The 23,209-nt window shown below is 69.0% G+C and carries 16 protein-coding genes; 6 read left to right on the top strand and 10 right to left on the bottom strand.

What is annotated here, in order from left to right; translation table 11 throughout:
- On the top strand, window positions 1-1,827 hold a 1,827-nt coding region (locus tag HUW62_RS32310), incomplete at its 5' end, for an AAA family ATPase (RefSeq protein ID WP_176436589.1).
- Window positions 1,824-2,885, top strand: coding sequence for a DUF2520 domain-containing protein (locus HUW62_RS32305; protein ID WP_368670520.1), 1,062 nt, complete (start codon window positions 1,824-1,826; stop codon window positions 2,883-2,885). The genes HUW62_RS32310 and HUW62_RS32305, both read left to right, overlap by 4 nt.
- Here the strand turns inward: HUW62_RS32305 and HUW62_RS32300 are convergent.
- The gene (locus HUW62_RS32300; protein ID WP_163864576.1) at window positions 2,878-4,194 is read right to left on the bottom strand and encodes a hypothetical protein; all 1,317 of its coding nucleotides are present in this window, start codon (window positions 4,192-4,194) and stop codon (window positions 2,878-2,880) included. The genes HUW62_RS32305 and HUW62_RS32300 overlap by 8 nt on opposite strands.
- Before the next feature lie 94 nt (window positions 4,195-4,288).
- Here HUW62_RS32300 and HUW62_RS32295 point away from each other — a divergent pair, with 94 nt between their 5' ends.
- Window positions 4,289-7,777: a hypothetical protein gene (locus HUW62_RS32295; protein ID WP_255203766.1), complete on the top strand. Its 3,489-nt coding sequence runs from the start codon at window positions 4,289-4,291 to the stop codon at window positions 7,775-7,777.
- Window positions 7,778-7,785: 8 nt separating this feature from the next.
- Here HUW62_RS32295 and nadD read toward each other — a convergent pair whose 3' ends face one another.
- From nadD to HUW62_RS32270, 5 genes are all read right to left on the bottom strand, one after another.
- Complete coding sequence (gene nadD, locus HUW62_RS32290; protein WP_163864574.1) at window positions 7,786-8,346, bottom strand: nicotinate (nicotinamide) nucleotide adenylyltransferase; 561 nt, start codon at window positions 8,344-8,346, stop codon at window positions 7,786-7,788.
- 14 nt (window positions 8,347-8,360) lie between these two features.
- Window positions 8,361-9,032, bottom strand: coding sequence for a hypothetical protein (locus HUW62_RS32285; RefSeq protein WP_163864573.1), 672 nt, complete (start codon window positions 9,030-9,032; stop codon window positions 8,361-8,363).
- Between the two features lie 16 nt (window positions 9,033-9,048).
- Window positions 9,049-10,230, bottom strand: a complete 1,182-nt coding sequence (locus HUW62_RS32280) for a DUF1343 domain-containing protein (RefSeq protein WP_176436586.1) — start codon at window positions 10,228-10,230, stop codon at window positions 9,049-9,051.
- 39 nt (window positions 10,231-10,269) lie between these two features.
- On the bottom strand, window positions 10,270-11,574 hold the full coding sequence (locus HUW62_RS32275; protein ID WP_176436585.1) for an adenylate/guanylate cyclase domain-containing protein: 1,305 nt from the start codon (window positions 11,572-11,574) through the stop codon (window positions 10,270-10,272).
- Window positions 11,575-11,639: 65 nt separating this feature from the next.
- Window positions 11,640-12,386 (bottom strand): lipopolysaccharide assembly protein LapB, encoded by a 747-nt coding sequence (locus HUW62_RS32270; RefSeq protein ID WP_163864750.1) that lies wholly within the window; start codon window positions 12,384-12,386, stop codon window positions 11,640-11,642.
- A 75-nt stretch (window positions 12,387-12,461) separates the two neighbouring features.
- Between HUW62_RS32270 and HUW62_RS32265 the strand changes: the two genes are divergently transcribed.
- Window positions 12,462-14,867, top strand: a complete 2,406-nt coding sequence (locus HUW62_RS32265) for an endonuclease MutS2 (protein WP_176436590.1) — start codon at window positions 12,462-12,464, stop codon at window positions 14,865-14,867.
- Between the two features lie 150 nt (window positions 14,868-15,017).
- Window positions 15,018-15,785: an ATP-grasp domain-containing protein gene (locus tag HUW62_RS32260; RefSeq protein WP_176436584.1), complete on the top strand. Its 768-nt coding sequence runs from the start codon at window positions 15,018-15,020 to the stop codon at window positions 15,783-15,785.
- A gap of 65 nt (window positions 15,786-15,850) precedes the next feature.
- Here HUW62_RS32260 and HUW62_RS32255 read toward each other — a convergent pair whose 3' ends face one another.
- The 3 genes from HUW62_RS32255 to HUW62_RS32245 form a co-directional block, all read right to left on the bottom strand.
- Complete coding sequence (locus HUW62_RS32255; RefSeq protein ID WP_176436583.1) at window positions 15,851-16,681, bottom strand: ankyrin repeat domain-containing protein; 831 nt, start codon at window positions 16,679-16,681, stop codon at window positions 15,851-15,853.
- Window positions 16,682-16,798: 117 nt separating this feature from the next.
- Window positions 16,799-18,307 (bottom strand): hydroxymethylglutaryl-CoA reductase, encoded by a 1,509-nt coding sequence (locus HUW62_RS32250; RefSeq protein WP_255203765.1) that lies wholly within the window; start codon window positions 18,305-18,307, stop codon window positions 16,799-16,801.
- A gap of 249 nt (window positions 18,308-18,556) precedes the next feature.
- A complete protein-coding gene (locus HUW62_RS32245) occupies window positions 18,557-20,281 on the bottom strand; it encodes a phosphatidylinositol-specific phospholipase C (RefSeq protein ID WP_163864567.1) in 1,725 nt (574 codons plus the stop codon).
- 243 nt (window positions 20,282-20,524) lie between these two features.
- On the opposite strand from HUW62_RS32245, the gene HUW62_RS32240 reads away from it, so the two are divergent.
- Window positions 20,525-22,696 carry a M4 family metallopeptidase gene (locus tag HUW62_RS32240; protein ID WP_240356255.1) on the top strand — a complete coding sequence of 724 codons (2,172 nt, stop codon included), beginning with the start codon at window positions 20,525-20,527 and terminating at the stop codon, window positions 22,694-22,696.
- Between the two features lie 122 nt (window positions 22,697-22,818).
- Here the strand turns inward: HUW62_RS32240 and HUW62_RS32235 are convergent, their stop codons facing one another.
- On the bottom strand, window positions 22,819-23,208 hold the full coding sequence (locus HUW62_RS32235; RefSeq protein WP_255203764.1) for a tetratricopeptide repeat protein: 390 nt from the start codon (window positions 23,206-23,208) through the stop codon (window positions 22,819-22,821).
- Between the last annotated feature and the right edge of the window lies 1 nt (window position 23,209).

Genomic DNA, 23,209 nt, shown 5'->3' with positions numbered 1-23,209 from the left:
GCTCCGACGCCCGCACCCGCGCCGGTGGCCCGAGGCGCGTCGCTGGCGTTGGACCCGAAGGCGTTTCCGATGTTGACGTCGCTGGGCCGCAACCTGAGTCAGCTGGCCCGCGAGGGTCGGTTGGATCCGGTGGTGGGCCGCGCGCGGGAAATCGAAGAGGTCATCGACGTCCTCGGCAAGCGCCGCACCAACAACCCGTGCCTCCTGGGTGAAGCGGGCGTGGGGAAGACGGCCGTCGTCGAAGGCGTGGCGCAGCGGCTGTTGAGCCTGCGTGGGAGCCTGGCGGAGAAGGTGGTGGTGGAGCTGGACATGGCCTCGCTGGTCGCGGGCACCCAGCTGCGAGGCTCCTTCTCCGAGAAGCTCAACACCTTGAAGGAAGAGGTCCGCCGCGCGGAAGGCCGCATCATGGTCTTCATCGACGAGATTCACACCCTGGTGGGCGCGGGCTCCACGGGCGACGGGCCGCAGGACGCGGCGAACGAGCTGAAGACGGCGATGGCGCGCGGTGAGTTCCCCTGCATCGGCGCGACGACGCACGACGAGTACCGCAAGTTCATCAGCGCGGACCCGGCGCTGGAGCGGCGCTTCACGCCCGTCGTGGTCCACGAGCCGTCGGTTCCTGACACGGTGGAGATCCTCCGCGGCATCATCGGCCGGTACGAGGAGCACCACGCGCTGCGCTATCGCCCGGAGGCGCTGGAGGCCGCTGCGTCGCTGGCCAGCCGTTATGTGACGGACCGGTTCATGCCGGACAAGGCCATCTCGGTGGTGGACCTGGCGGGCAGCCGGTGCCACCGCGAGGGACGCGACGTGGTGGAGGTCTCCGACGTGGCGCGGGTGGTGGCGAAGCTCGCGGGCGTGCCGGAGGAGCGGCTGTTGATGAACGACTCGTCGCGCCTGCTGCGGCTGGAGCAGGACCTGAGCGAGCGGGTCATCGGACACGAAGAGGCGATTGCGCGAATCGCGCGGGTCATCCGTCGCAACTACGCGGGCTTCGCGTCGCGCCGGCCCATGGGCAGCTTCCTCTTCCTGGGCCCCACGGGCGTGGGCAAGACGGAGATGGCGCGCGGACTCGCGGAGGTGCTGTTCGGCAACCGCGATGCACTGGTTCGGCTGGACATGAGCGAGATGGCGGAGGCGCATGGGGTGTCGCGCCTCATCGGCTCTCCGGCGGGCTACGTGGGCTTCGGCGAGGGTGGGCAGCTCACCGAGCCGGTGCGGCGGCGGCCCTCGTCCGTCGTGGTGCTGGACGAAATCGAGAAGGCGCACCGCGAGGTGCAAATGCTGCTGCTCCAGGTGCTGGAGGAGGGGCGGCTGACGGACGGCAAGGGTCGGCACATCGACTTCTCCAACACCGTCATCGTGATGACGACCAACCTGGGCGCGGAGGCGTTCTCCCGCACGGGTCGTCCGCTGGGCTTCGGCTCGGAGGGCTCGGCGACGACGAACGCGCTGGAGCTGGCGGCGTCGGCGGCGCGCAAGGCCCTGCCCCCGGAGCTGTGGAATCGCATCGACGAGCGGCTCCCTTTCCGGCCCCTGGAGGAGGAGGAGGTCGCGCGCATCGCCACGCTGTTGCTGGAGGAGAGCAGCAAGCGGCTCTCCACCGAGCGCGGCATCGAGTACTCCGCGGGCCAGGACGTGGTGGGCCACCTGCTGAAGTCGGGCGGGTTCGACCCGCAGCTCGGCGCGCGGCCGATGCGGCAGATGGTGCAGCGGCTGGTGGAAGGGCCACTCGCGGAGCGCATCCTCTCTGGTGAGTTTGGCGCGGGCGACAAGGTGCGAGTCGCGCTGCTCGCCGGTCAGCTCGCGTTCCAGCGGGTGCGATGAGTCCCCGCGTCCCACGGACGCGGAGTGGCAAGGGTGCGGGGATGCCCGCTCCCAATGCGGGCACGGGTGCCTCACGGAAGCGTGCTGGCAAAGCAGCACAGAAGCACTCTCCGGAAAGCAGCCTCGACACCTCGCGGCAACTCGGTGACGCGGCGGCACGCGGAGCCGCACCGGAAGCTCCCCGAAGAGGCTCGGCGCTCCGCCCGTCGCGAGCCGGAAGAACCTCGCCGCGCCCAGCCCGCCCACCGGTGGTCATCATCGGAGCGGGACGGCTCGGTGGCGCACTGGGCCTCGCGCTCAACGCAACCGGCTGGCCCGTCCGCATGCATTCACGCGCAGAAGAGGGACGCCTTCGCGCCGAAGCCCTCGGCCTGAAGACCGCGACCCCCGAGGACCTGCGGCGCGCGCGCCTCGTGCTCCTCTGCGTCCCCGACGCCGAGGTCCCTCGCGTCGCGGAGGAGCTCGCCACCACCCTGCCCCGCTCCGTAGCCTTCGTTCACACCGCGGGCGCGCTGTCCCTGGACGCACTGGGACCGCCGCGAGGTCGCGCGCTCGGCTCCTTCCATCCGCTCTGCGCGGTGTCCTCCGCCCGGGACTCGCTCGCGGGTCACACCGCCGCCATCAGCACCCGCTCGCGCGCGCTGCGAGACGTGCTCCGTCACATGGCCGTCGACGTGGGACTGGACACGCTGGAAGTGCCCGAGGGCCACCGCGCCGCCTATCACGCGGGTGCGGTGATGAGCGCGGGTCTCATGGTGGCGCTCGCGGATGCCGCCGTCGCCGCGCTCGGTGCCGCGGGCATCGACCCGAAGGACGCCCTGCGAGCCCTGCTGCCGCTGATGCGCTCCGCCCTGCGTGGCATGGAAGCCCGGGGCCTCGCGGGAGGCCTCACCGGACCCATCGTCCGAGGCGACGCGGGCGTGGTGGCCGCGCACCTCGCGGCCCTCCCCGACGACGTCGCCCCCATCTACCGACTGCTGTCGCGGCGCGCGTTGAAGCTGGCCTCGGAGCGTCTGCGCCCCGAGTCGCGCGCCGCGCTGGAGCAGCGACTCAGGTGATGATCAACGAGCCCTGAAGGCCCTTGCGCACCGAGCCGAGCGCGCGCTCCGAAGCGGCCTCCGCCTCCGTGAGTCGACGCAGGCACAGCTCGCCCTGCCCCGACGCCACGCCGCGCTGCAGGTCCGACAGCAGCGTGAGCGAGGCCTGGAGCATCTCCTTACCCTGGGCCGTCTCGTTGACCGGCTTCTCGGCGGCCTTCGCCACCGCCTCGCCGAACGCCTTGATGGTGCCCCCGAGCTTGGCCGCGTCGAAGCTGGCCAGCAGCGGCTTGATGCGCGTGGGGTCGATGCGGATGAGCCGCAGCGCGCCCACCCGAGCGAAGCCCGGGTGCAGCAGGCCGATGTCGCTCATCTCGAACGCGCCCAGCAGGCCCTCGTCCGGAGCCGGGTGCGCGTGCGGCACCACGTCCACGAAGAGGGGCAGCGCGTCCGCGCCCTGGCGGTACAGCTCGACCTCTTCCTCATCCAGCGGCGGGAAGGAGGTCGGCGCGCCGATGAAGAGCAGCGGCAACACGATGTCGTGCCAGAAGTCCTCGGGCGCGGAGCCCGTGCCGTTCACCGTGGCGAACAGGTGGACCATCAGCTCGGCCAGTCGCGGGGCGCGCTCGGCCTGCTCGATGAGCGTCTTGCTCGGGTCCAGGCGCTGGAGGGACTGGACGATCTGCCCCTCGAACTGCTGCCGCGCCTCGGCCGGGAGGTCCTGCGCGCGACCCAGCGCGTTGCGCACGTCGCGGGCCAGCACGTCCGGCTTCGTCTCCAGCGTGGTGGTCGCCTTCTTCGGGTCCACGACGACGAACTGGAGGAAGCCCGGGTCGAACAGGCGCTGGTAGTCCACCGGCGTCAGCTTCGGCGCCTGACCGCCCAAAGCCTGGGCCGGGTTGGTGCCGAAGCGGGCCTGCCCCAGCGAGCGGCGGATGTCCGACGCCAGGTCATCCAGCCGGGCCAGCTTGTTTTGACCCAGTGCGTCCATCGCCGCGCCGAACGGCGACAGCATGATGATGGCCTCCGGGAAGCCCAGGGTGGCGCCCTCTGGGGAGTCGCGGTTGGGGAACCAGAACGCGTTGTGCTCCAGGATGAGGCGCATGGCGAACGCGCCGGCCAGACCCAGGGCGATGGTCTGGTGCTCGGGCTTGTTCACCTGGAAGGGGCCACCGAGCACCTTCGCGACGGCCTTCTCCACGTCCGCCCAGGGGGCCTTGACCAGGTCGAGCGGCTTGCCCTCGGCCTTCTCGAGGGCCTCGGCGACCTGAAGCTGCGCCTGGTGGACGTGCTGGGGGACAGGATGCGCCTGGGGTTCCGGTTGGGACATGAAGGAATCCGAAATCGAAAGGGAAGCGGAGGGCCTCCCCTTACCGTGAAAAACGCGTTCGTGGCTACGATTTGTGGCCAGTAGGATGGCCCGCATGCCTGCTTCCCGCTGGCGCTTGCGCTGGCATGCCGTGGCCGTCTGTTTCCTGCTGACAAGCTGGGGGTGTGCTTTCGTCACACCTCGTTTTCCCCAAGACATCCAGACGTCGTTCGCGCGCGACCCGATGCGCAAGCTGACGACGGAGTCCCTGGAGCTCTACTACCCGGAGCAGCTCCGAGGCCCCGCGCTGCGGATGGCGGCGCGGCTGGAGGGCTGCGTGGAGCGGCTGCGCGCCCAGACGTGGCGCAAGGAGCCTCGCGACAGGCTCCTCGTCTACATGACGAGCGCGGACTTCAACAACGCGTACGTCGTACCGGACTACGTCAGCATCCCGCAGCAGATGGTGGTGCCGGCGCACATGACGCTGGAGCTGTTCCACTTCTTCGGGTTGGGCGAGGTCGACGTCGGCGACGTGGCCTGCCACGAGGCCGTGCACTACGTCCAGCTCCAGCAGACCAATGGCCTCTGGGGCTTCCTCAACACCTTCACGGGGGGCCTGTTCCAGCCCAACACCTTCACCGAGTCCTGGTTCCTGGAAGGACTGGCCACGTACTACGAGGGCCGCTTCGGCAAGGACACCGGGCGTCCCCACAGTCCGGTGTGGCGGGGCTGGTTCGATTCGGTGGTGCAGGCGAAGAACGGGAAGTTGGATCCGGGTTACCTGTCGCCGGAGAACCGGGCGTTGGATCCGTTTGGAGGCAACTACCTCACGGGCATGCACTTCGTGGAGTACCTGGCCACGAAGTATGGCGAGGCGAAGCTGTGGCAGTTGGTGGACAAGCAGGGCTCCACCATCATCCCGCCCATCGCGGTGACGCTGCGCTTCAAGAGCGTCTATGGCAAAGACATCGGCGCGCTCTTCGCCGAGTTCAGCAAGGACCTGCACGAGCAGCTCATCGTGCGCGAGCGGCCGGAGTCGCAGCGCGTCTGGCTTCCCGAAGCGGGATACTTCTCGCGGCTCGCCTCGCATCCGTCGAGCGGTGTGACGGCGCTGGTGAGCGTGGGGCGGGAGCAATACTCGCGGCTGACGGTGCGCGAGCCGGACGGGCGCGTGCGGTTCGAGCGACCCTTGGTGGAGCTGCTGCCCTTCCGCCGCTGGGTGCTGGGCTCGTCGACGCTGGTCAGCGGCATGTCCTTCAGCTCGGACGGTGCGTGGCTCTACCTGGTGATGGCGGACCTGAACGCGGTGGGGGCGTATGACGCGAAGCTGTGGCGCGTGGACGCTCGCACGGGCGAGGTGGTGCGCGTCTGGGATGACGTGAAGGGAATGGGCGGGAGCATCACCCCGGATGGCGCGGCGTATGTCTATGTCCGCGTCGAGGGGGACACGGCGAACCTGAGGCGGCTGGAGCTGGAGACGGGCAAGCAGGAGGCGCTCACTCAATTCGATGCGAGCGCGCCCATCGGTCCTCCGGCGGTGTCGCCGGATGGGAAGCGGATGGTGTTCCCTCTGGCGGGGAGCCAGGGTTGGGACCTGGTGGTGCGCGAGGAGGATGGAAGCCTGCGCTGGCTGACGCGAGACGGGCTGTTCAACTACTCGCCACGCTGGCTGGACGCGGACCGCATCGTGTTCCTGCGCGAGGACACCGGACGACTCCAGGCGCACGTGATGACGGTCTCCACGAGGCAGTTGGCGCGAATCACCGATGCGCCGCATCTGGTGATGGACGTGAGCCCCGTGGGCACGGGCGAAGTGGTCTTCCTGAATCGCGCCGGGACGTCCTTCACCATCGACCGCTCGCCCGTGGTGGCGATGACGGAGCAGGTGGTGAGCAACGCGATGCCTCCAGGCAGCACGGAGACGACTCCCGCGGCCCCAGGTATCGAAGCACCCCTGCCCTCGCAGACAGACACGGCGCCGGTGAGCCCGCCGCCACTCACCGCCGCGCCCGCTGTCGTGACGCCGACGGACCCGACGACGCCTCCGCCCGCGCCCGAGGAGCTTTCGGACTTCCCTGGCACACCGCCGCCTGGAGCGCCGAACACGGGCATGTCGCCCGAGGCGCTGTCGGCCTTCCCCATCACGCCCTCGTCGAGCAACCCGGATGCGGGAGCATCGCCCGACACGCTCGTGGCCCGCCCGGACACGAACTCTTCGGGTGGACAGGATGCGGGCACCTCGCCCGACGCTCGCCCGGGCACCAGCGCCACGGCGGGACAGGCCACGGGCGCACCGGACTCCGGGGCAACAGCTCAGGGGCCCGGCACACCCGAACCAGCGCCAGGAGGCTTCACCGCCTTCCCGCCGGACTCCACGGACGCGCCCGTTGCGCCCGCTCCAGTGACTCCGCCGCTCGCGACCGCTGTTCCGGTGGAGCCGATAGGAACCGCCGAGGGAGATCTCGAAGCGCCTGTCGTCGCGCCGCCTCCCGACCCGGGCAAGCCGGTGACGGTGCTCACCGACGAGCCCTACTCGACACTGGAGGGCTTCCTCATCCCCGAGTTCCGACTCCCATATCTGTGGGTCGCGACGGACAGTACGGAGAACGAGAACTCGGACGACTTGTTGTTCAGCGGTGGGCTGTCACTCGCGGGCCAGGACCGGCTCGGCTTCCACGCCTACGCGCTGAACTTCACCTACAGCACGCAGGACCAAGAGCCCAACGTGTCGCTCGCGTACGGCAACGCGCAGCTGGCGCCCTGGTACCTGCAGGCATCCGTCTCGCGTGTACGGGACAACGACCGCACGGACCTTCAGGCGCTGGCCTACGCGTCCCGCACGTTCTGGACGACGCCGGTGACCATTGGCCTCTTGGCGCTGCGGCGTGAATTCGACGCCTTCGGCAGGTTCCCCCGCATCGTCACGCGGTTGATTGGCCCGGAGGTCTCCGCGTCCTACTTCGCGGGGGACGCCACGTCCTACGGTGGCCTCCAGCGCGGCCTGGGCATCTCCGTGAGTGGCGCCGTGTATCCCGGAGCGTTCGCTCTCGACTCGACGATGGGTGACGTCCGCGTGGGCCTGGATGGCTTCTTCGGCGGGCCCTGGAGCGGAACGGACAACATCCAGCTCACGGCGGTGGGGCGCTATCTGCCGGGTGCACCCGAGGGCCTGCTCGAGGTGGGCGGGTTCAGCGCGGGGCAGGTCTGGTACACCAGCCGACGCTCGACGGAGACGGCCCGTCTCCCGCTTCAGCTCCAGCCGGGCATCGCCTTCAGCGAGTACGTGCGCGGCTATGAAGACATCACGATTCGCGCGAAGAACGTGCTGATTGGCGGCGCGACGTACAAGTACCGGCTCGTCATCGACCACGGCTGGGCGTCCACGCTGTGGCTGTTGCCCTCGCTCTTCATCCGCAACGCCGAGCTGGACCTCTTCGCGACGCTGGCGCGCACCGACAACCGGGACAACCACGGCGCGTTCGGCGTGGCCATGTCACTCCAGTTCACCGTGGGGCAGGCCGTGCCCTTCTCCCTCTTCTACCAATTCGCCCGTCGCTACGACGATGGCCTGGGCGACCTGCACCTGTTCGGAGTCGGCCTCTAGGCCTCGCCCTACTTCCCGCGCCCCAGGCCATACAGGCCGGCGGCGCGGGCATGCGCCAACACGCCGGAAGGCACCAGCTCCGACGGCTCCGCGCCCCGCGCCAAGAGCTCGCGAATCACGGTGGAGGACACCTCGGCCAGGGGCGGGCCCACCGTGTCCGGCGCCGGGTAGCCCGCGCGGTACAGCACGATGACGCGCGACATCTCCTGGATGCGGTGGAAGTCCTTCCAGTGGGGCAAATCTCGCAGGATGTCGCTGCCGATGATGAGCGACCAGCGCACGCTCGGGTGCCGCTCCACCAGCAACGCGAGCGTGTCCACCGTGCGCCCCGTCAGCCCGGCCTCGCTCTCGACGCGCGTCGTCTTCAACCAGCCCGACGTCTCGCGGCACATGGCGTCGCACATGGAGACGCGGTGCTCGAACGCCTCCATCTGCTTGCCGAACGGGTGCTGCGCGGACGGCATCAGCCACACCTCGTCCACGCCCTGCGTCGCGTGAACGTACGAGGCCGCCATCAGATGCCCTACGTGCGGCGGATTGAACGAGCCTCCAAGGAGCGCGACCTGCACGTCAGGGCCTCACGTCACTTCAAGGTCAGCTTCGGGGACTTCTTGTCCAGCACCAGCACCCGCGGCTCCAGCACCACGTGCCCGTCGAGCCGGTACGCGGAGAAGCGCAAGTCCCGGTCCACCTTCTCCAGCAGCGCGCACGTCTGCTCGGCGGCGCCCACCAATCGTCCCGGCGTCAGGAAGTAGCGCGGACCAATCTGGACGACCTTGGGCTCCGAGTCCTTGCCGTGGACGAACACGAGCGCGTTGAGCAGATCATCCCGCGTCAGGTCGTTCTTGTCGTGAACCACGCAGCACAGCGTGTCGCCCAGCAGGTCCATCGCCTTGTTGTTGATGGTCGGGTCTCGATACTGGAGCGACTCGCGCTCCGGCACCCGCACGAAGCGCTCCATCACCAGCCGTCGGTCCTCCTCGGAGGCCACGTCCGCTGGCACCGCGCCCCGCGAGGGAGTGCGAGGCAGCGCGTCCTGGCTGCCGAGCCACTGGCTCACGTCCGCCAGGAAGTCTGAGTCCGAGTACTCCCGGCCGCCCCGGCTCTTCTGCCGCCGCCAGAGCAACCACTCGTCCAGGTCCGTGTAGCGCGCGCCGGTGAAGAGGAAGCGGCGCGCGCCCAGGGAGCGCAGCAGCTCATAGGCCGCGTCGAAGGCTTGCAGGTCGCCGTGGCTGTCGGAGAAGACACCAATCACGTGGAAAGTCCCACGCTCAAGCGTACAGCAGGTAGGGCGCCCTGTGTCCGGCGAAGCGCTCCGCCTGGGCGGAGAACCCCTCCATCAGCCGGTCCAGGCTCCAGCCCGCCTCGATTCCCCGGCGCACCTGGTCCGTCCCACACAGCAAATCGAACGCCGGGACGTCCTCGACGAACTCGTACGCGTCCGCCCGCCAGTCGAACCTCCCCGGGCCGATGTCGCGCAGTGCCTGGAAGATGGCCACCCCGGTGCGCAGCGGAAGGAACGCCCGCCGGTCCGTGACGTGGATGAAGGCCCCGTTGCAGGACTCGCCCCGGTACTTGTCGAACGTCGGGGTGAAGCCCACGGCGCGGAACGCCACGCCCGGCAGGTCCTCCTTCGCCAGCCGCGCCAGCAGCGCGTCCGTGTCCACCCACGGCGCGCCGAACTGCTCGAAGGGGCGGCACGTCCCACGCCCCTCGGAGACGTTGGTCCCCTCCCCCAGGCACATGCCCGGATACACCAGCGCCGTGTCCGGCGTGGGCATGTTGGGCGACGGAGAGATGAAGGGCAGGTCCGTCTCGGACCAGAAGTGCTCGCGGCGCCAGCCCTCGCAGGGCACCACCGTCAGCGCGCAGCCGAAGCCCTCCTGCGCGTTGAACAACCGGGCCAGCTCCCCCGCCGTCATGCCGTGGCGGTTGGGCAGCGCGTACAGACCCACGAAGGAGCGGAACCCCTCCCCCACCAGGTTGCCCTCCATCGCCTGGCCGTTGAGCGGATTGGGCCGGTCCAACACGTAGAAGGGCACGCCCGCCTTGGCGGCCACCTTCATGGCCAGCGCCATGGTGTAGACGTAGGTGTAGTAGCGGCTGCCCACGTCCTGGATATCGAAGACGAGCGCGTCCAGGCCCTTGAGCCACTCGACGCGCGGGGACAGCGATTCGAAGGTGGAGCCGTAGAGGCTGTGCACGGGCACGCCGGTGCGGCGGTCCTTCGCCTCGCCCACGGCCACCATGTACTGCGCCTCGCCGCGCACGCCGTGCTCCGGGCCGAACAGCGCGCCCAGCGTCACGCCCGGCGCCTGGGACAGCAGGTCCGCCAGGTGGCGGAATTTCGAGTCCACGCTGGTGGGGTTGACGATGGCACCCACGCGCTTGCCCTTCAGCGCCGAGAAGCCCTGCTCCACCCACACGTCCAGTCCCGTCTTCACCTTCGTCACGGCGATTCCTTCCTCGCGACCGGCCTCACGGCCCCGTCGTCAATCCTTGAAGCTCTTGAGCGCGTTCAGGGCGGACTGCTTCGAGTCGCACCGCCCCATGCCGAAGATGCCGCCGGAGCCGTCATCCTCCCCACCGTCCTCCGACAGGTCCTCCAACGCCCCCAGCGCGCTCGTCAGTTTCAGGGAGCGGACCGTCTCCGCCGCCGAAGTGCGCACATCGCACCTGGGATGCGACAGCAACTGGGTAATGCGCTTCTCCGCGTCGGAGCTGCCCGCCTTCACCGCGCGAGCGTAGTCTCCGAGGGCGCGCCGCGGGTCCTCCAGCGCCTCGTCCAGCCGCCCCTGGAGGAAGTGACGCCGCCCCGTGTCCTTCTCGTCGCCGATGAGCTTCCGCGCTTCCTTGGCCAGCGGCTCGCGCTCGCTCTTGGGCGCGCCCTCCACCGCGTCGATGGCCCGCGTCGCCGGGGAGCCACTGAAAGCCAGCACTCCCACGCCCAGGACGAGGGCCAGCACTCCGACCATCAACAACGGGCGGCGGTAGGCACCCAGCCTCCGCGCCACGGCCATGGGTCCACCTGGCGGAATCCCATCCCGCATCCGCGCGAAGAGCGAGCGACCCGCGCGCGACGCCTGACGCCCCAGCACCACCGCGCCCGCGGCGGCCCGCTGTCCCAGCTCGGCGGCCCGCTGTCCCAGCAGCGCCACATCCACCGGCCCGTCCTGCAGCACGGACTCCGGCACGCGCGACAGGCCCAGGTTGCCATACGGCGGCATCGACTCCGTGCCTGGCGCCTCGGCGATGGCGCCCGCGGAAGGCGCCTCCACGCGGTACGGCGCGCGAGGCACCTGGAAGACGCGAATCTTCCCGGGGATGCCCTTCAGCTCGAAGGCGCCCACCTCCCGCGAGGGAATCTCCGCCTTGTTCATCGCCAGGTAGACGGCCTCGGTGAAGTACACCTCGCCCGCCTCGGCGAGCCCCTCCACGCGCGCGGCGATGTTCACCGGCTCGCCGAAGATGTCGTTGTTGTCCAGCCGCACCTCGCCCACGTTGATGGCGTAGCGGACGTGGAGCTGCTCCGACTGCGCCACGGTGCGGTTGTGGTGCCACAGCCGGTCTTGAATGGCGATGCCGCAGAGCACCGCCTGCGTGGGGGACTCGAACGTCAACAGCAGCGCATCACCGATGGACTTGATGATGCGTCCGTCGAACGCCTTGACGAGCGGCGACAGCAGGGCGCCGTGGACCCGCAGCAGGCGCTGGTTCTCATCCAGCGTCTGCCGACTGGTCCGCTCGGTGAAGCCCTTGATGTCGGTGAAGACGATGGCGAGGTTGGCGGTCTTCAAGGCGCGCGCAGTCTATGCGCCACGCCCGGGGGCGCAATCGCCACGACGCACCGCGACGACATCCGTCAGCGACGCGACGGCTTGAGCGCTCGCATTCGCCGCTTCTCTTGTGGCTCCAGGGACTTGCGCACCTTCGCCGCGAGCTGGGGCCGCTCGGTCCTGTCGTAGAAGTCGGCCAGCTTGCGGAGCACCAGATGGCTGTCCGGCTGGATGCTCCGCGCCGCCAGCAGCTCCGTCTCCGCATCCAGCAACCGCTCCTGCTTCTCCAGCACGTCCGCGAGTTGGAGGCGCACCTGCACCCACTCCGGCTTGGAGCGGGCCAGGTAGCGGTAGTGCAGCTCCGCCTTGAGCAAATCCCCCAGGGAGACCCAGAGGCCCCCGAGCCGGAAGCGGGCCTCTTCGTACGACGCCCGGTGCTGCACCGCCGTCTCATAGGCCCGCGCGGCCTGGAACGCGTTGCCCTTCTCCTCCCAGAGCAGACCTCGCAGGTACCAGGCCCGGGGGTTGGTGGGGGCCACCCGCGTGGCGACCTCCAGGTGGGCCTCGGCCTGCTCCACCGAGCCGCCCACCTTGAGCAGCAGTCGGGCCGCCTCCAGTCGGGGCAACTCCCACTCGGGTTTGGAGCGGACCAGCGCCTCCACGGCCTGGAGCGCGGCGGTGTCATCCCCTCCCGCCTCCAGCGCGAGCGCATCCGTCAGGGACATGGGTGGAGGAGCCGGGGACACGGGTCGGGACTGCGCCACCGTCAGGGTGGATGGCTCCGCGGCGTCGGAGGCGCCCGCCAGGAAAGCCACCAGGAAGACCCAGTGCATGCGCGGCAGATAGCAGAGCCAAGCGGGGCTCCTCAACAGATCCTCTTGACGGCCGGACGACCGCGCATGAAACCCATGACCGTGCAGATATCCCAAAAGACGCTGGAAGACCTCGGATTCGCGGAAGTACTTCGCGCGCTGACGCAGCGGTGTCGGACGGAGCCAGGCAGGGAGCGAGTGCTCGCCCGGCCGTTCCTCGACTCGGCCGAACAGGTCTCGGAGGCCCTGGCCCTGGTGGGCGAGGCGCGCTCGTTGTCCCAGGAACAATTCTCCCTGCCGCTGGGCGGCGTGGTGGACCTGCGAATCGCCGTGGGCCATGCGGCCAAGGGCGGAATCCTGGAGCCCCGTCAGCTCATCGACTCCGCGCAGCTCCTGTTCGCCTTCGTCCGCACCCGTGAGGCGGTGGAAGAACGCAAGGAGCGGGTCCCCCGGCTGATGGACCTGGCCCGCCGGCTGCCCATGCTGGAGTCCCTGGCCCGGCGCGTCGACCAGTGCTTCGAACCGGACGGAGAGATTTCCGACCGCGCCAGCCCGGAGCTGCGCGAGGCGCGAGACAGGGCCCGGGGCCTCCACCGCCGCATCAAGGCGCGGCTGGACGAGCTGCTCCATGACGAGGGGTTCATCTCCAAGCTGCGCGAGAACTACTACACCCTGCGCAACGGCCGGTACGTGGTGCCGGTGGTGTCGAACTACCGCTCGGAAGTGGACGGCATCGTCCACAACGCCAGCCAGACGGGCCAGACGCTCTTCATGGAGCCGCAGGCGATGGTGGGTCTGGGCAACGACCTGGCCATCGCCCAGTCGGTGGTGGCGGAAGAGGAGCGGCGGGTGCTCCAGGAGCTGAGCCAGTTGCTCGGCCGGGAGTCGGACCGCATCCTGGAAGGCCTGGACGCAGTGGCGGAGCTGGACGAGGCGGAGGCGGTGGCCATCCTCTCCGCGGACCTGGATGCCACGACGCCTGAGTTCGTCGGCGTGACGGACCTCCAGTTGCGGCTGCTGCGTCACCCGCGCCTGGTGCTCAAGGGTACTGAAGTGGTCGCCAACGACGTGACGCTCAATGGCGGCGCCAAGGCGCTCGTCGTGTCCGGTCCCAACGCGGGCGGCAAAACGGTGACGCTGACGGGCGTGGGGCTGTGCGCGTTGATGTTGCGCGCGGGCCTGCCCATTCCGGTGGCGGAGGGCTCGCGGATGCCGCTGTATCGCTCCGTGCACTCCACCGTGGGCGACGCGCAGGATTTGACGCAGGGCCTGTCCACGTTCAGCGCGCACGTGGTGATGCTGCGCGACATCATCGCCGAGGCGAGCGAGGGCTCGCTGGTGATGATCGACGAAATCGCCGCGGACACGGACCCGCGCGAGGGCGCGGCCATCGCCATCGCGGTGCTCGAGGAGATGCTCGCCAAGGGTGCCGTGGCGCTCGTCACCACGCACCTGGAGGAACTCAAGGCGCTGGCGCACATGGACCCGCGCTTCCTCAACGCGAGGGTGGGCTTCGACTCGAAGCGGATGGCGCCGACGTACCGGCTCCAGATGGGCGCGGCGGGCCAGTCTTCCGCCATCGACATGGCGGTCCGGGTGGGCCTGCCCGAGCGGGTGTGTGAGCGCGCGCGGGAGCTGACGCTGAACGCGGGCGGCCCCCTCTCCCAGGCGCTGGCGGCGGCGGAGGACGAGCGCCGCAAGCTGTCCGAGGAGCTGGAGCGGGCGCGCGTGGCGGCGAAGGAAGCCGAGGCGCTGCGCACCGAGCTGGAGAAGCAGAAGCAGACCTTCGAGCGGGAGCGCCGCGCGAAGATGATGCAGTTCAACGAGGACGTGCACGCGGCCAGCGAGCACGCGGCCGCGGAAGTGCGAGAGCTGCTGGCGAAGCTGCGCTCCGAGCAGAACGAGAAGACGCTGGCGGAAGCACGGATGCAGCTCCAGCAGCGGGCGGAGGACGCCCAGAAGCGCGCCCTGGCGGCGAGGGCGGAGCTGTTCCAGGCGGAGGCTCCCGCACCCGTGAACCTCAAGGTGGGCGCGTGGGTGCACCATTCGGGGCTGAGCCGGGATGTGGAAATCCTGGAGCTGGCGGAGGACCATGCGGTGGTGTCCGCCGGTGGGGCGATGAAGATGCGTGTCCCCACGTCGGAGCTGTCGGGCTCCCGCACGCGCAAGCCACAGCAGACGAAGTTCCCCGACCGGCAGAAGCAGGAGGCGACGCTGAAGCGGGCGGCCTCGGCGGCGCCGGCGCAGGTGGAGGCGACGAACTTCCGCTGCGACGTGCGCGGCATGCGCGCGGACGACGCGCTCGCGGAGGTGGAGTCCTTCCTGGACCGGGGCATGCGCAGCGGCGAGGAAGCCGCGCTCATCGTCCACGGCCACGGCACGGGCGCGCTGAAGCAGGCGCTGCGCGACTACCTGTCGAACTCGCCCTACATCCGGATGTACCGGCCGGGCGAGGCTCACGAGGGTGGTGACGGCGTCACCGTGGTGGCCCTGCGCGCCTGAGCGAAGGATGATGCAGGTCACTCGGAGGGCCCGGACGTGCTGGGGAGACCCAGGCGCTCCGGGCCCTTCCCTGTTCCACCGAGGCCCCTGTCGTCAGCCCCACCCAGGGCCGAGCGTCCCCGGCCCACCGCTTCGCAGGGAGGGAGTCACATGCACTGGGTCGTCCAGAACAACCTGTTCAACGAGCGCGGCTTCCACGACCTGATGCAGGCCCTGGAGCGCGGAGGCATTCCCCACATCCTGGTGAAGGTGATTCCCTTCGATGGGGGCGTGGAGCCCACCGTCGACGTGACGGGGCCCGTCGTCGTCATGGGCTCGCTCAGCCTGGCGCGCTACGCGAAGGCCCGAGGCTGGACGCCGGGCGCGTTCGTCAACGAGCGGTTCGACTTCCGCGTGTGGCGCGAGCACCTGGGCGAGCACCTGTTGAACACCGACGCGCACGTGTGCCGCTTCGGCGAGGTGCCCATGCAGGCGAAGCCGTTCTTCATCCGGCCGTGCCTGGACGACAAGTCGTTCTCCGGCATGGTGACCTCATGGGAGGACTTCGAGCGCTGGCGCGAGAGCGCCCTGGCGGAGCCCGAGAACACCCAGGTCACCGCTGACACGTGGGTGGCCGTCAGCGAACTCCGGCACATCCAGAGCGAGTACCGCATGGTCGTCGTGGACGGCCGCGTCGTCACGGGCACGCGCTACAAGCTGGGGGACCGGGTCTTCTCCTCGCCGGAAGTCGAGCCGGACGTGTGGACCTTCGCCCAGCGCATGGCGGACCGCTGGGGACCGGACCGGGCCTATGCGCTGGACGTCTTCGTCCACGAGCAGAAGCCCTACGTCGGGGAGATCAACACCCTCAACTCGGCGGGCTTCTACGGGTACGACGTCGGGAAGATGGTGGCGGCACTCGAAGCGATGGGCTTCTGAGGTTCGCCCGTGGGGGCAGGACCCTCCGAGGTTCGTGCCCTCTCCTTCCGCGTGCGGCGGCTCCTTCAACGGGTGGGAGGGGCTTCGCTCAGCACCACGACGGGCCGATCGCTGGAGCTGCCAGACCAGTCGACGGTGAATCCGGCACCGCGCAGGGCATCGACAATGGAGTGCCCCACCTGCTCGGTCTCGACCCGGGCGCCATCAGGAGCTCCCCAGTAGCCCAGAGGGAGAAGACCGCTGCTCCGGGCGCGGCGCAGGTCCTGCGACGTGTAGAAGCAGAACCCGACGGCCTTCCGCCCCGCTGCGGTGTATTCCTCGGCGCAGTCCTGGAACCCATCGTCCTGCGTGGTGCCCGCATCCTCGCGCACGATGAGACCGGACTCGCGCAACCCCGCGAAGACGGAGGCCAGTCGCACACGGGCCGCATTCCACGCAGCGGTGCTCAGGCGAACCGACGGTCGCTTGGGAACGGGCATCGGAATCGGCACACCGGTCCGCTCGGAGAGATACGCCTGGACCTCGGGGCTGAGGGCATTCACGACGACGTGGATGCCGTGTTGGCTGACGACGTCGACCTTCGCCCCCAGTGACTCCAGGACCTTGACGACGGCGAGGTCATCCACGAGCTCCGCGGCCAGGTAGAGCGCGGTACGGCCCTCTCGCTCGGTCGCCTCCAGCGAAACCCCACCGGCGATCAGCCGACGGATGACCGAGATGAGGGCCTCACTGCCCAGCCGGGCCGTGTTGATGACCGCCGCATGCAGCGCCGTCAATCCCAGCTCGTTGCGCTCCCCCGACTCGGCCCCCGCCGCGAAGGCACGCTCGATGGCGGCGATATCACCCGCCGTCGCCGCATCCACCAGCACCGCCCGTTGTTTCATCGACGACGACATTCGCGAGGACTCCTCCAGACCTCATGCTGCTGCCGTCGGAAAGCCGTGTCCATGGGTTCCAGGACGCGGGAAGGGCCGAGCATCCCCGGCCCACCGCGAGCGAAGGCCCAGGAGCGCCTAGCGATTGCGGCCCAGGTTCTCGTGGCTGGACACCCACTCCTCCGAGCCCAGCGTGGACGACAGGGCACACGCGAGCGACAGCTCCCCAGCGAGGACGACTCCCGCGACAATCTCCGCCAGCCGGCGCACCTTGCCGCGTCCGTAGCAGTCCATCAGCTCCAGGCACTCCCGCTGCGTGGGCAGGCCCGTGCCTCCACCGTGCGTTGCCAGCACGAGCGCGGGCAAGGTGATGGACGCATAGAGGTCCCCATCCGAAGTCTCCTCCATGTACAGGCGTCCGGCGGCGGACTCCGCCAGGGCCCCTACGTCCTGTCCCGTCGCGATGAACAGCGCCGCGAGGGCATTGGCGGACTGAGAGCCGTTGTTGTGCGAACCCGCCAGATTCGCCCCTTCCGTGGTGATTCGCTGCACCTGCACCAACTGGCGCACGTGCGTGCGCATCCGTGACAGGAGCAGCTCCTTGCCAATGACCGCCTCCGCCACCACGCGCTTGCCTCGGGTCCGCAGGATGTTGAGCTGGGACGACTTCTTGTCCGTGGAGATGTTGCCATCCAGGAAGCTGGCATGGATGGCCGGGTACTGCTCCCGAATCCACAGGAGCGCGGCGAACACGGCCTTGCCCACCATGTTCTGTCCCGCCGCATCTCCCGTCGTGAAGCTGAAGCGCAAGAAGACCAGCCGGCTCACCTGATAGGCCTCGATGTCCTCGAGCGTCGCCACGTGGCTCGTCGACTCCGCCTGCTCGGCGATGGCCGCCTGATTCGTCCTCACCCAGGTCGTGAATTCACGACCGGCCTTCGCGTCCGCGAAGACGAAGACCGGCGAGCGTTGCATGGCGTCGTCCAGCACCGTGCAGACGGCACCACCGGACTCGTTGAGGAGCTTGATGCCCCGGTTGTAGCTCGCCACCATCGCCCCCTCTGTCGTGGCCAGGGGGATGAGGTACGCACCGTGAGCATGCTCTCCCAGGACGGCGAGGGGCCCGGCGATGCCCAGCGGAACCTGGGCCACGCCCGTGAAGTGCTCGCACGAGTTCCTCGCATGGCCGGCGTCGAACGAGTGGCGCGCCACGTGCTCCAGCCGAGCCCCCGTCCACGCCTCCGCGTAGTCTCGCCGGGAGCGGACGATGTCCTCCGTGTAGTCATCCTCCGGACTGCGCGGGATGCGACTGTCGGGCTCCGGGTGTGCCTCCTCGATGGCCTCGGTCACATGCAGACTCACGGGGCCGTGAAGTCCACACTCCAGCTCCACCTCCACCCGGTGCTCCCCCTCACCGAGCGGCGGAATCTCGGCGCGCAGGTACAGCGTCCTGCGCTGCTCGAAGGAAACCGGGCACTCCCGCGACAGGCGCTCGCCACGCCACACAGGGCCCTCGTCCGACAGCAGCACGACCTGCTCCAGCGGAACTTCCTTCCCATCCACCCGAACCACGCCGAGCCCCGTGAGCCGCAGGTCCGTCAGGTGATTGCGCAGCTCGAGCTCCACCGCGCCGCGCCGATTCCTCAAGCACCGCGCTGCTCCTGTGTCGCTCCCGATACCCCTCGTCCAACTCACCGCATCGCTGGCCATGGCGCCCCCCCCGGCCAACCAAGGCACGCTTGTTTCAAATGTCTCGCGGAGCCGACATGGCACTGACGACTTCCCGGCAAAGCATGTTCAACGAGGCGCCCGGCCATCCAACGTGTGACAGCACCTCGCCCCGCGAGGCACACAGGACGGGCCCGCGGGACAGCCCCGCGGACCTCGCCCGGGGACTCAGTGCAGTCCCACCCGATTCACGGAGACCGAGGAGATTTGATCATTCCACGGCCCACCGGGCACGGCGTTGACCTCGCGCACGCTCGAGGACGTGGTGAAACACCGACCCGTCTGGTTCGGGTGCTCACACAGCGTCGCCTGATACGGGCCCAGGACGGTGACGGAACTCAGCGAGTCATCGAAGCCGATATCACCCAGCCAGCCGACGTTCGACGTCAGTCGGACGACGTTCCCCTCCTGGTTGATGTGCTCGTGCAGGTACACGCCGTCAAAGGCCGAGTAGCCCTGGACCGCGTACGTGTAGCCGCCCGACGACGTCTTGTAGCCCCGCCCGTAGTCCGAGTACGCCCAGTTGCTGAGCCCCCCCGGATCGCGCTTCACCACCACGGACCAGAGCTGGAACGGGAAGCGCGAGCTCAGCCGCGAATGGAGCTGGGACGCCCTGTCGCCCGAGCCTCCCGACAACCCGCCGAGCTGCCCATTCACGTAGCTGGCCAGATACCCGGGCCCCACCACGCTCGTCACCGTCCGCGTCGGAAAAGCCAGGTGCGTGTAGTCATCCATGGGGTCGGACTGGAAGAAGGCGCCCTCGTGGTGCATCCACCCGCCCCACTCCCGCTTCAGCGCCATCACATGCCAGAGACGTCCGGGCGCGGCGTTCTGGAGGAACGACTGCATCCCATGCCAGCGAGCCTCCGCGTCGCCGCCAATCGTGTATGCCGTGTTCCGGAAGATGGGGCCGAAGTCCGCCGGCAACCCCTGGGAGGAAGGCAGCAACCGGACGTTGAGGGCCAGGATGGCATCAATCAATCCCGCCCCCGGGAAGTCCATCATCATGATTCCCGCGCGCTGCGCCCACCCTCCCACCAGGTGGTCGATGGCGTAATCATTCACACCCCGGTAGTTGATACCCAGGATGTTGATTCCGCCCGCCACATGTAAGGGATACGCCATGGCGGATGAACCACTCAGGAAGTTGATGTACAGCGAGGACGGCGAGCCACCCTGCGTCCTGTCCAGATGCGCCCGGACCTTGTTCCACTTGTCGTCGATATCCCCGAGCTGGGACACCGTCCAGTCATCCTGGAGGTTCACCGCGCCCCACGGGATGCCGTACGCCCCTCCGGCGAAGTCGTCGACAATCACAATCCGACCGCGCACCTCGCCCAGCGTGGGCACATGCGAACCCCGCCAGAGATAGGGGCTGTAGGCGGGCTGGTCGCGATACCACTCAAAAGTCTGCGTGAAGCCGCGCGTGTTGCTCTCCTCGGTGTGCTCCCGCTTCACCCGCATCACCACCGTCTCGGAGGGGTGCTCGTTGAGGAACTGGATGGTTGTCTGGAGGACATCGTCGAAGTTGACGTGCAGATAGACGACCCCGTGGTGGATGGTGAAACGGTCGCCGATGTGCCGACAGCGGATGTCCAGCGCCCGGATGCCCGCGTCCAGTTGCTGGCGCAGGCCCAGCGACTGCGTCTGTGTCAGATCTCCCCCATAGGATTGATACGCCATGGTGTCGTGCGTCCCAGGCAACGACAGGGCGCCCAGCCCCGTCGAGCTGGGAACCCAGCTCATCCAGGAGGGATGACTCGTCTCGATGCCGCCGGAGTGATTGTAGTACCGCCCGCCCGCCACGGCGGGAGCCGCACCGACGACCAGCCCCAGGGCCACCAGCAACGCCAGGGGACGAAGACTCGCGACAGGTGAAGACAGCGTGGACATGGATGTCTCTCGTTGACGTGTGAGCAAGCGGCGGCAACGCACCCTTACCCACGAATGGACACACCAGAATGAGGGCTGCGTGTAAAACAACTCTAAACAAGGAAAACCGACCTATATATCAAAACCACTTGAAACACGAATAAACGTGGTGCAATGAAAGAGCCCCCCTTCTTCAGAAAGGTCGTGCTCTTGAGAGGCAATGTCTGGAGGACGTTCTGCGCGGCGTGGGTTGGCGCCGGTCTCATGGCTTGCGGTTCAGTGCAGCCGGAAGGAGAAGCACCCCCAGCGGAGGCCAAGGACGCGGACGTCCAGGCCGCGCTGGCGCGACTGCCTGAAGTCGAGGTGGTCGGACAGCAGGAAGGAGTCCCGTTCCTGATTCGCGGTGAGCTGGGTCGCCTGGCGACGGATGGTGTCTCCGCGCAGCGGGCCCGTTCCGACTCTGGCGCCGAGGCACGCGAGGCCCTGGCGGAGATCGCCTCCGCCTTCCGCCTGCGCAACGACGACCTGGTGTTCCGCCGCGGCACGGTGGACGCACAGGGCCGCAAGCACCTGCGCTTCCGGCAGCTGGAGCAGGGCCTGCCCGTGGTGGGGGGTGAGCTGGTGCTCCACGCGGACCCGCAAGGTCTCATCTACGCGGCCAACGGCTCGGCTCGCGGTGGCACGGCGCCCTCCGCGAAGGCGTCAGTGGCCTCGGAGGCCGCGCTCACGGCCGCGCTCGCCGGCACGTCCGTCGAAGGCGCCAACGCCGAGGGCGCTCCCACGCTGGTGTTCCTGCGTCCCGAGGGCACCGAGGAGCTCCGCCTGACCTGGCAGGTGCGCCTGGTGGGCACCCGCGAAGGCATGAAGGCCGATGACCTGGTCTACGTCGACGCGCAGCGCGGCGGCGTGCTGGCCACGCATCCTCAGATTCACGCGGCGCTCAACCGCCGGGTGCACAGCGCCAACAACGGCAGCACCACGCCGGGCACCCTCCGTCGCAGCGAGGGCCAGGCGGCCACGGGCGATGCCCACGTGGACATGAACTACGACCAGCTCGGTACGACGTACAACTGCTACCAGACGCTGTTCGGCCGCGACTCGTACGACAACGCGGGCGCCGCGCTCGTCAGCACCGTCCACTACGGCAACAACTACGTGAACGCGTACTGGGACGGCACCCAGATGGTGTACGGCGACGGCGACGGGGTGAACTCCATCGAGCTGGGCAAGGACCTGGACGTCACCGTCCACGAGCTGACCCACGCGGTGACGGACACCGAGTCGGACCTCATCTACTCGGGTGAGTCCGGCGGCCTCAACGAGTCCATGTCCGACATCTTCTCCGGCGTGTGCGAGAGCTGGACGCGCAGCTGGGCCACCGACGCGGACGTGTTCATGGTGGGCGAGGACATCTGGACGCCGGGCATCCCCAACGACGCCCTGCGCTACATGGACGACCCGGCCAAGGATGACGTGTCGCTGGACTTCTACGGCGACTACTCGTCCGGCGTGGACGTGCACTACAGCTCCGGCATCAGCAACCTCGTCTTCGCCCTGCTCTCCAAGGGTGGCACGCACCCGCGCGGCAAGACGACGAACACCGTCGCCGCCATTGGCCCGGAAGCGGCCGGCCGCATCTTCTACAAGGCCAACACGGACCTCTTCACCCCGAGCACCACGTTCGAGCAGGCCAAGGCGTACACCGTCCAGGCCGCGCAGGAGCTGGGCTACAACGCCACGATTGTGCAGGCCGTGACGGATGCGTGGGTGGCCGTCGGTGTGCCGCCCCCGCCCCCGGTGACGTCGCCGCTGAGCAACGGCGTGCCGGTGACGGGCCTGTCCGGCAGCTCCGGCAACAAGAAGTACTACACGCTGGAGGTCCCCGCGGGCCGCTCCTCGCTGGTCGTCACCACCACGGGTGGCACCGGTGACGCGGACCTCTACGTGCGCTTCGGCGCCGCGCCGAACTCCGGCACCTACGACTGCCGCCCGTACACCGGCGGCAACGCGGAGACGTGCACCATCAACAATCCGCAGGCGGGTACCTGGTACATCATGGTCAACGGCTACACGTCCTACTCCGGACTGACGCTGACGGGCACGTACTCCGGCGGTGGCGGTGGCGGCACGCCCACCACGGAGACCGCGACGGGCTCGGTGGCGCGCAACACGAACGCGCGCTACGGACCGTACACCGTCGTCCCGGGCACCACGTTCTCCGTGGCGATGACGGGCACGCGCAACCCCAACCTGTACGTCCGCTTCGGCTCGCAGCCCACCACCAGCGCCTATGACTGCCGGCCGAACCTGTCCGGAGCGGCCGAAACGTGCACGCTCACCGTGCCCGCCGGTCAGACGGCGGCCCACGTCATGGTGCGCGGCGCCAGCGCCAACGCCGCGACGTACAACCTGACCATCAACTACACGAAGCCGTAGCACCAGCATCGCGCTGAACCTCACCTGGCGGGCGGCTTCCCTCGGGAGGCCGCCCGTCGCGCTTTACGCCCGGGCTCGGGCGAGCAGGAGAGCAAGCGTCCGGGAGATGTGACGCCGCGGCCTCAGAGCGCCTGCCCGTTCAGCACCCGCTCCAGCGCGGCCGCCTGCTCGCGCTCGTCCGCATTCGAGCTCCGGCCCGCGCGCTGGGCATGAACCTTTGCCCGGTCCGGCTCCGTCTTCGCCAGCGCCAACGCCAGGTCCAGGTTCGCTCGCGGATGGTCGGGATGCGCCGCCAACACCGGCGCCAGCACCCGCGCCGCGCGCGCGTCCTCCCCCCGCTCCAGCAGGGCAATCGCCAGATCACACGCCGGGCCGGGCTCCGATGGAGCCTTCGCGTGGACCAGCTCCAGCAGCTCCTCTGCCCTCGCGCGCTCCCCCACCACCTCCAGCGCCCGTGACAGCGCGTGCATCACCCCCGCATCCCCCGGGGCCTCATGGAGCGCGGCCTCCAGC

Origin of the sequence: Myxococcus sp. AM011 (genome assembly GCF_013372595.1) — a bacterium.
GTDB classification, from domain to species: domain Bacteria; phylum Myxococcota; class Myxococcia; order Myxococcales; family Myxococcaceae; genus Myxococcus; species Myxococcus eversor.
The sequence above is the reverse complement of the archived record's forward strand: the minus strand, read 5'-3'. Positions and strand labels throughout refer to the sequence as shown.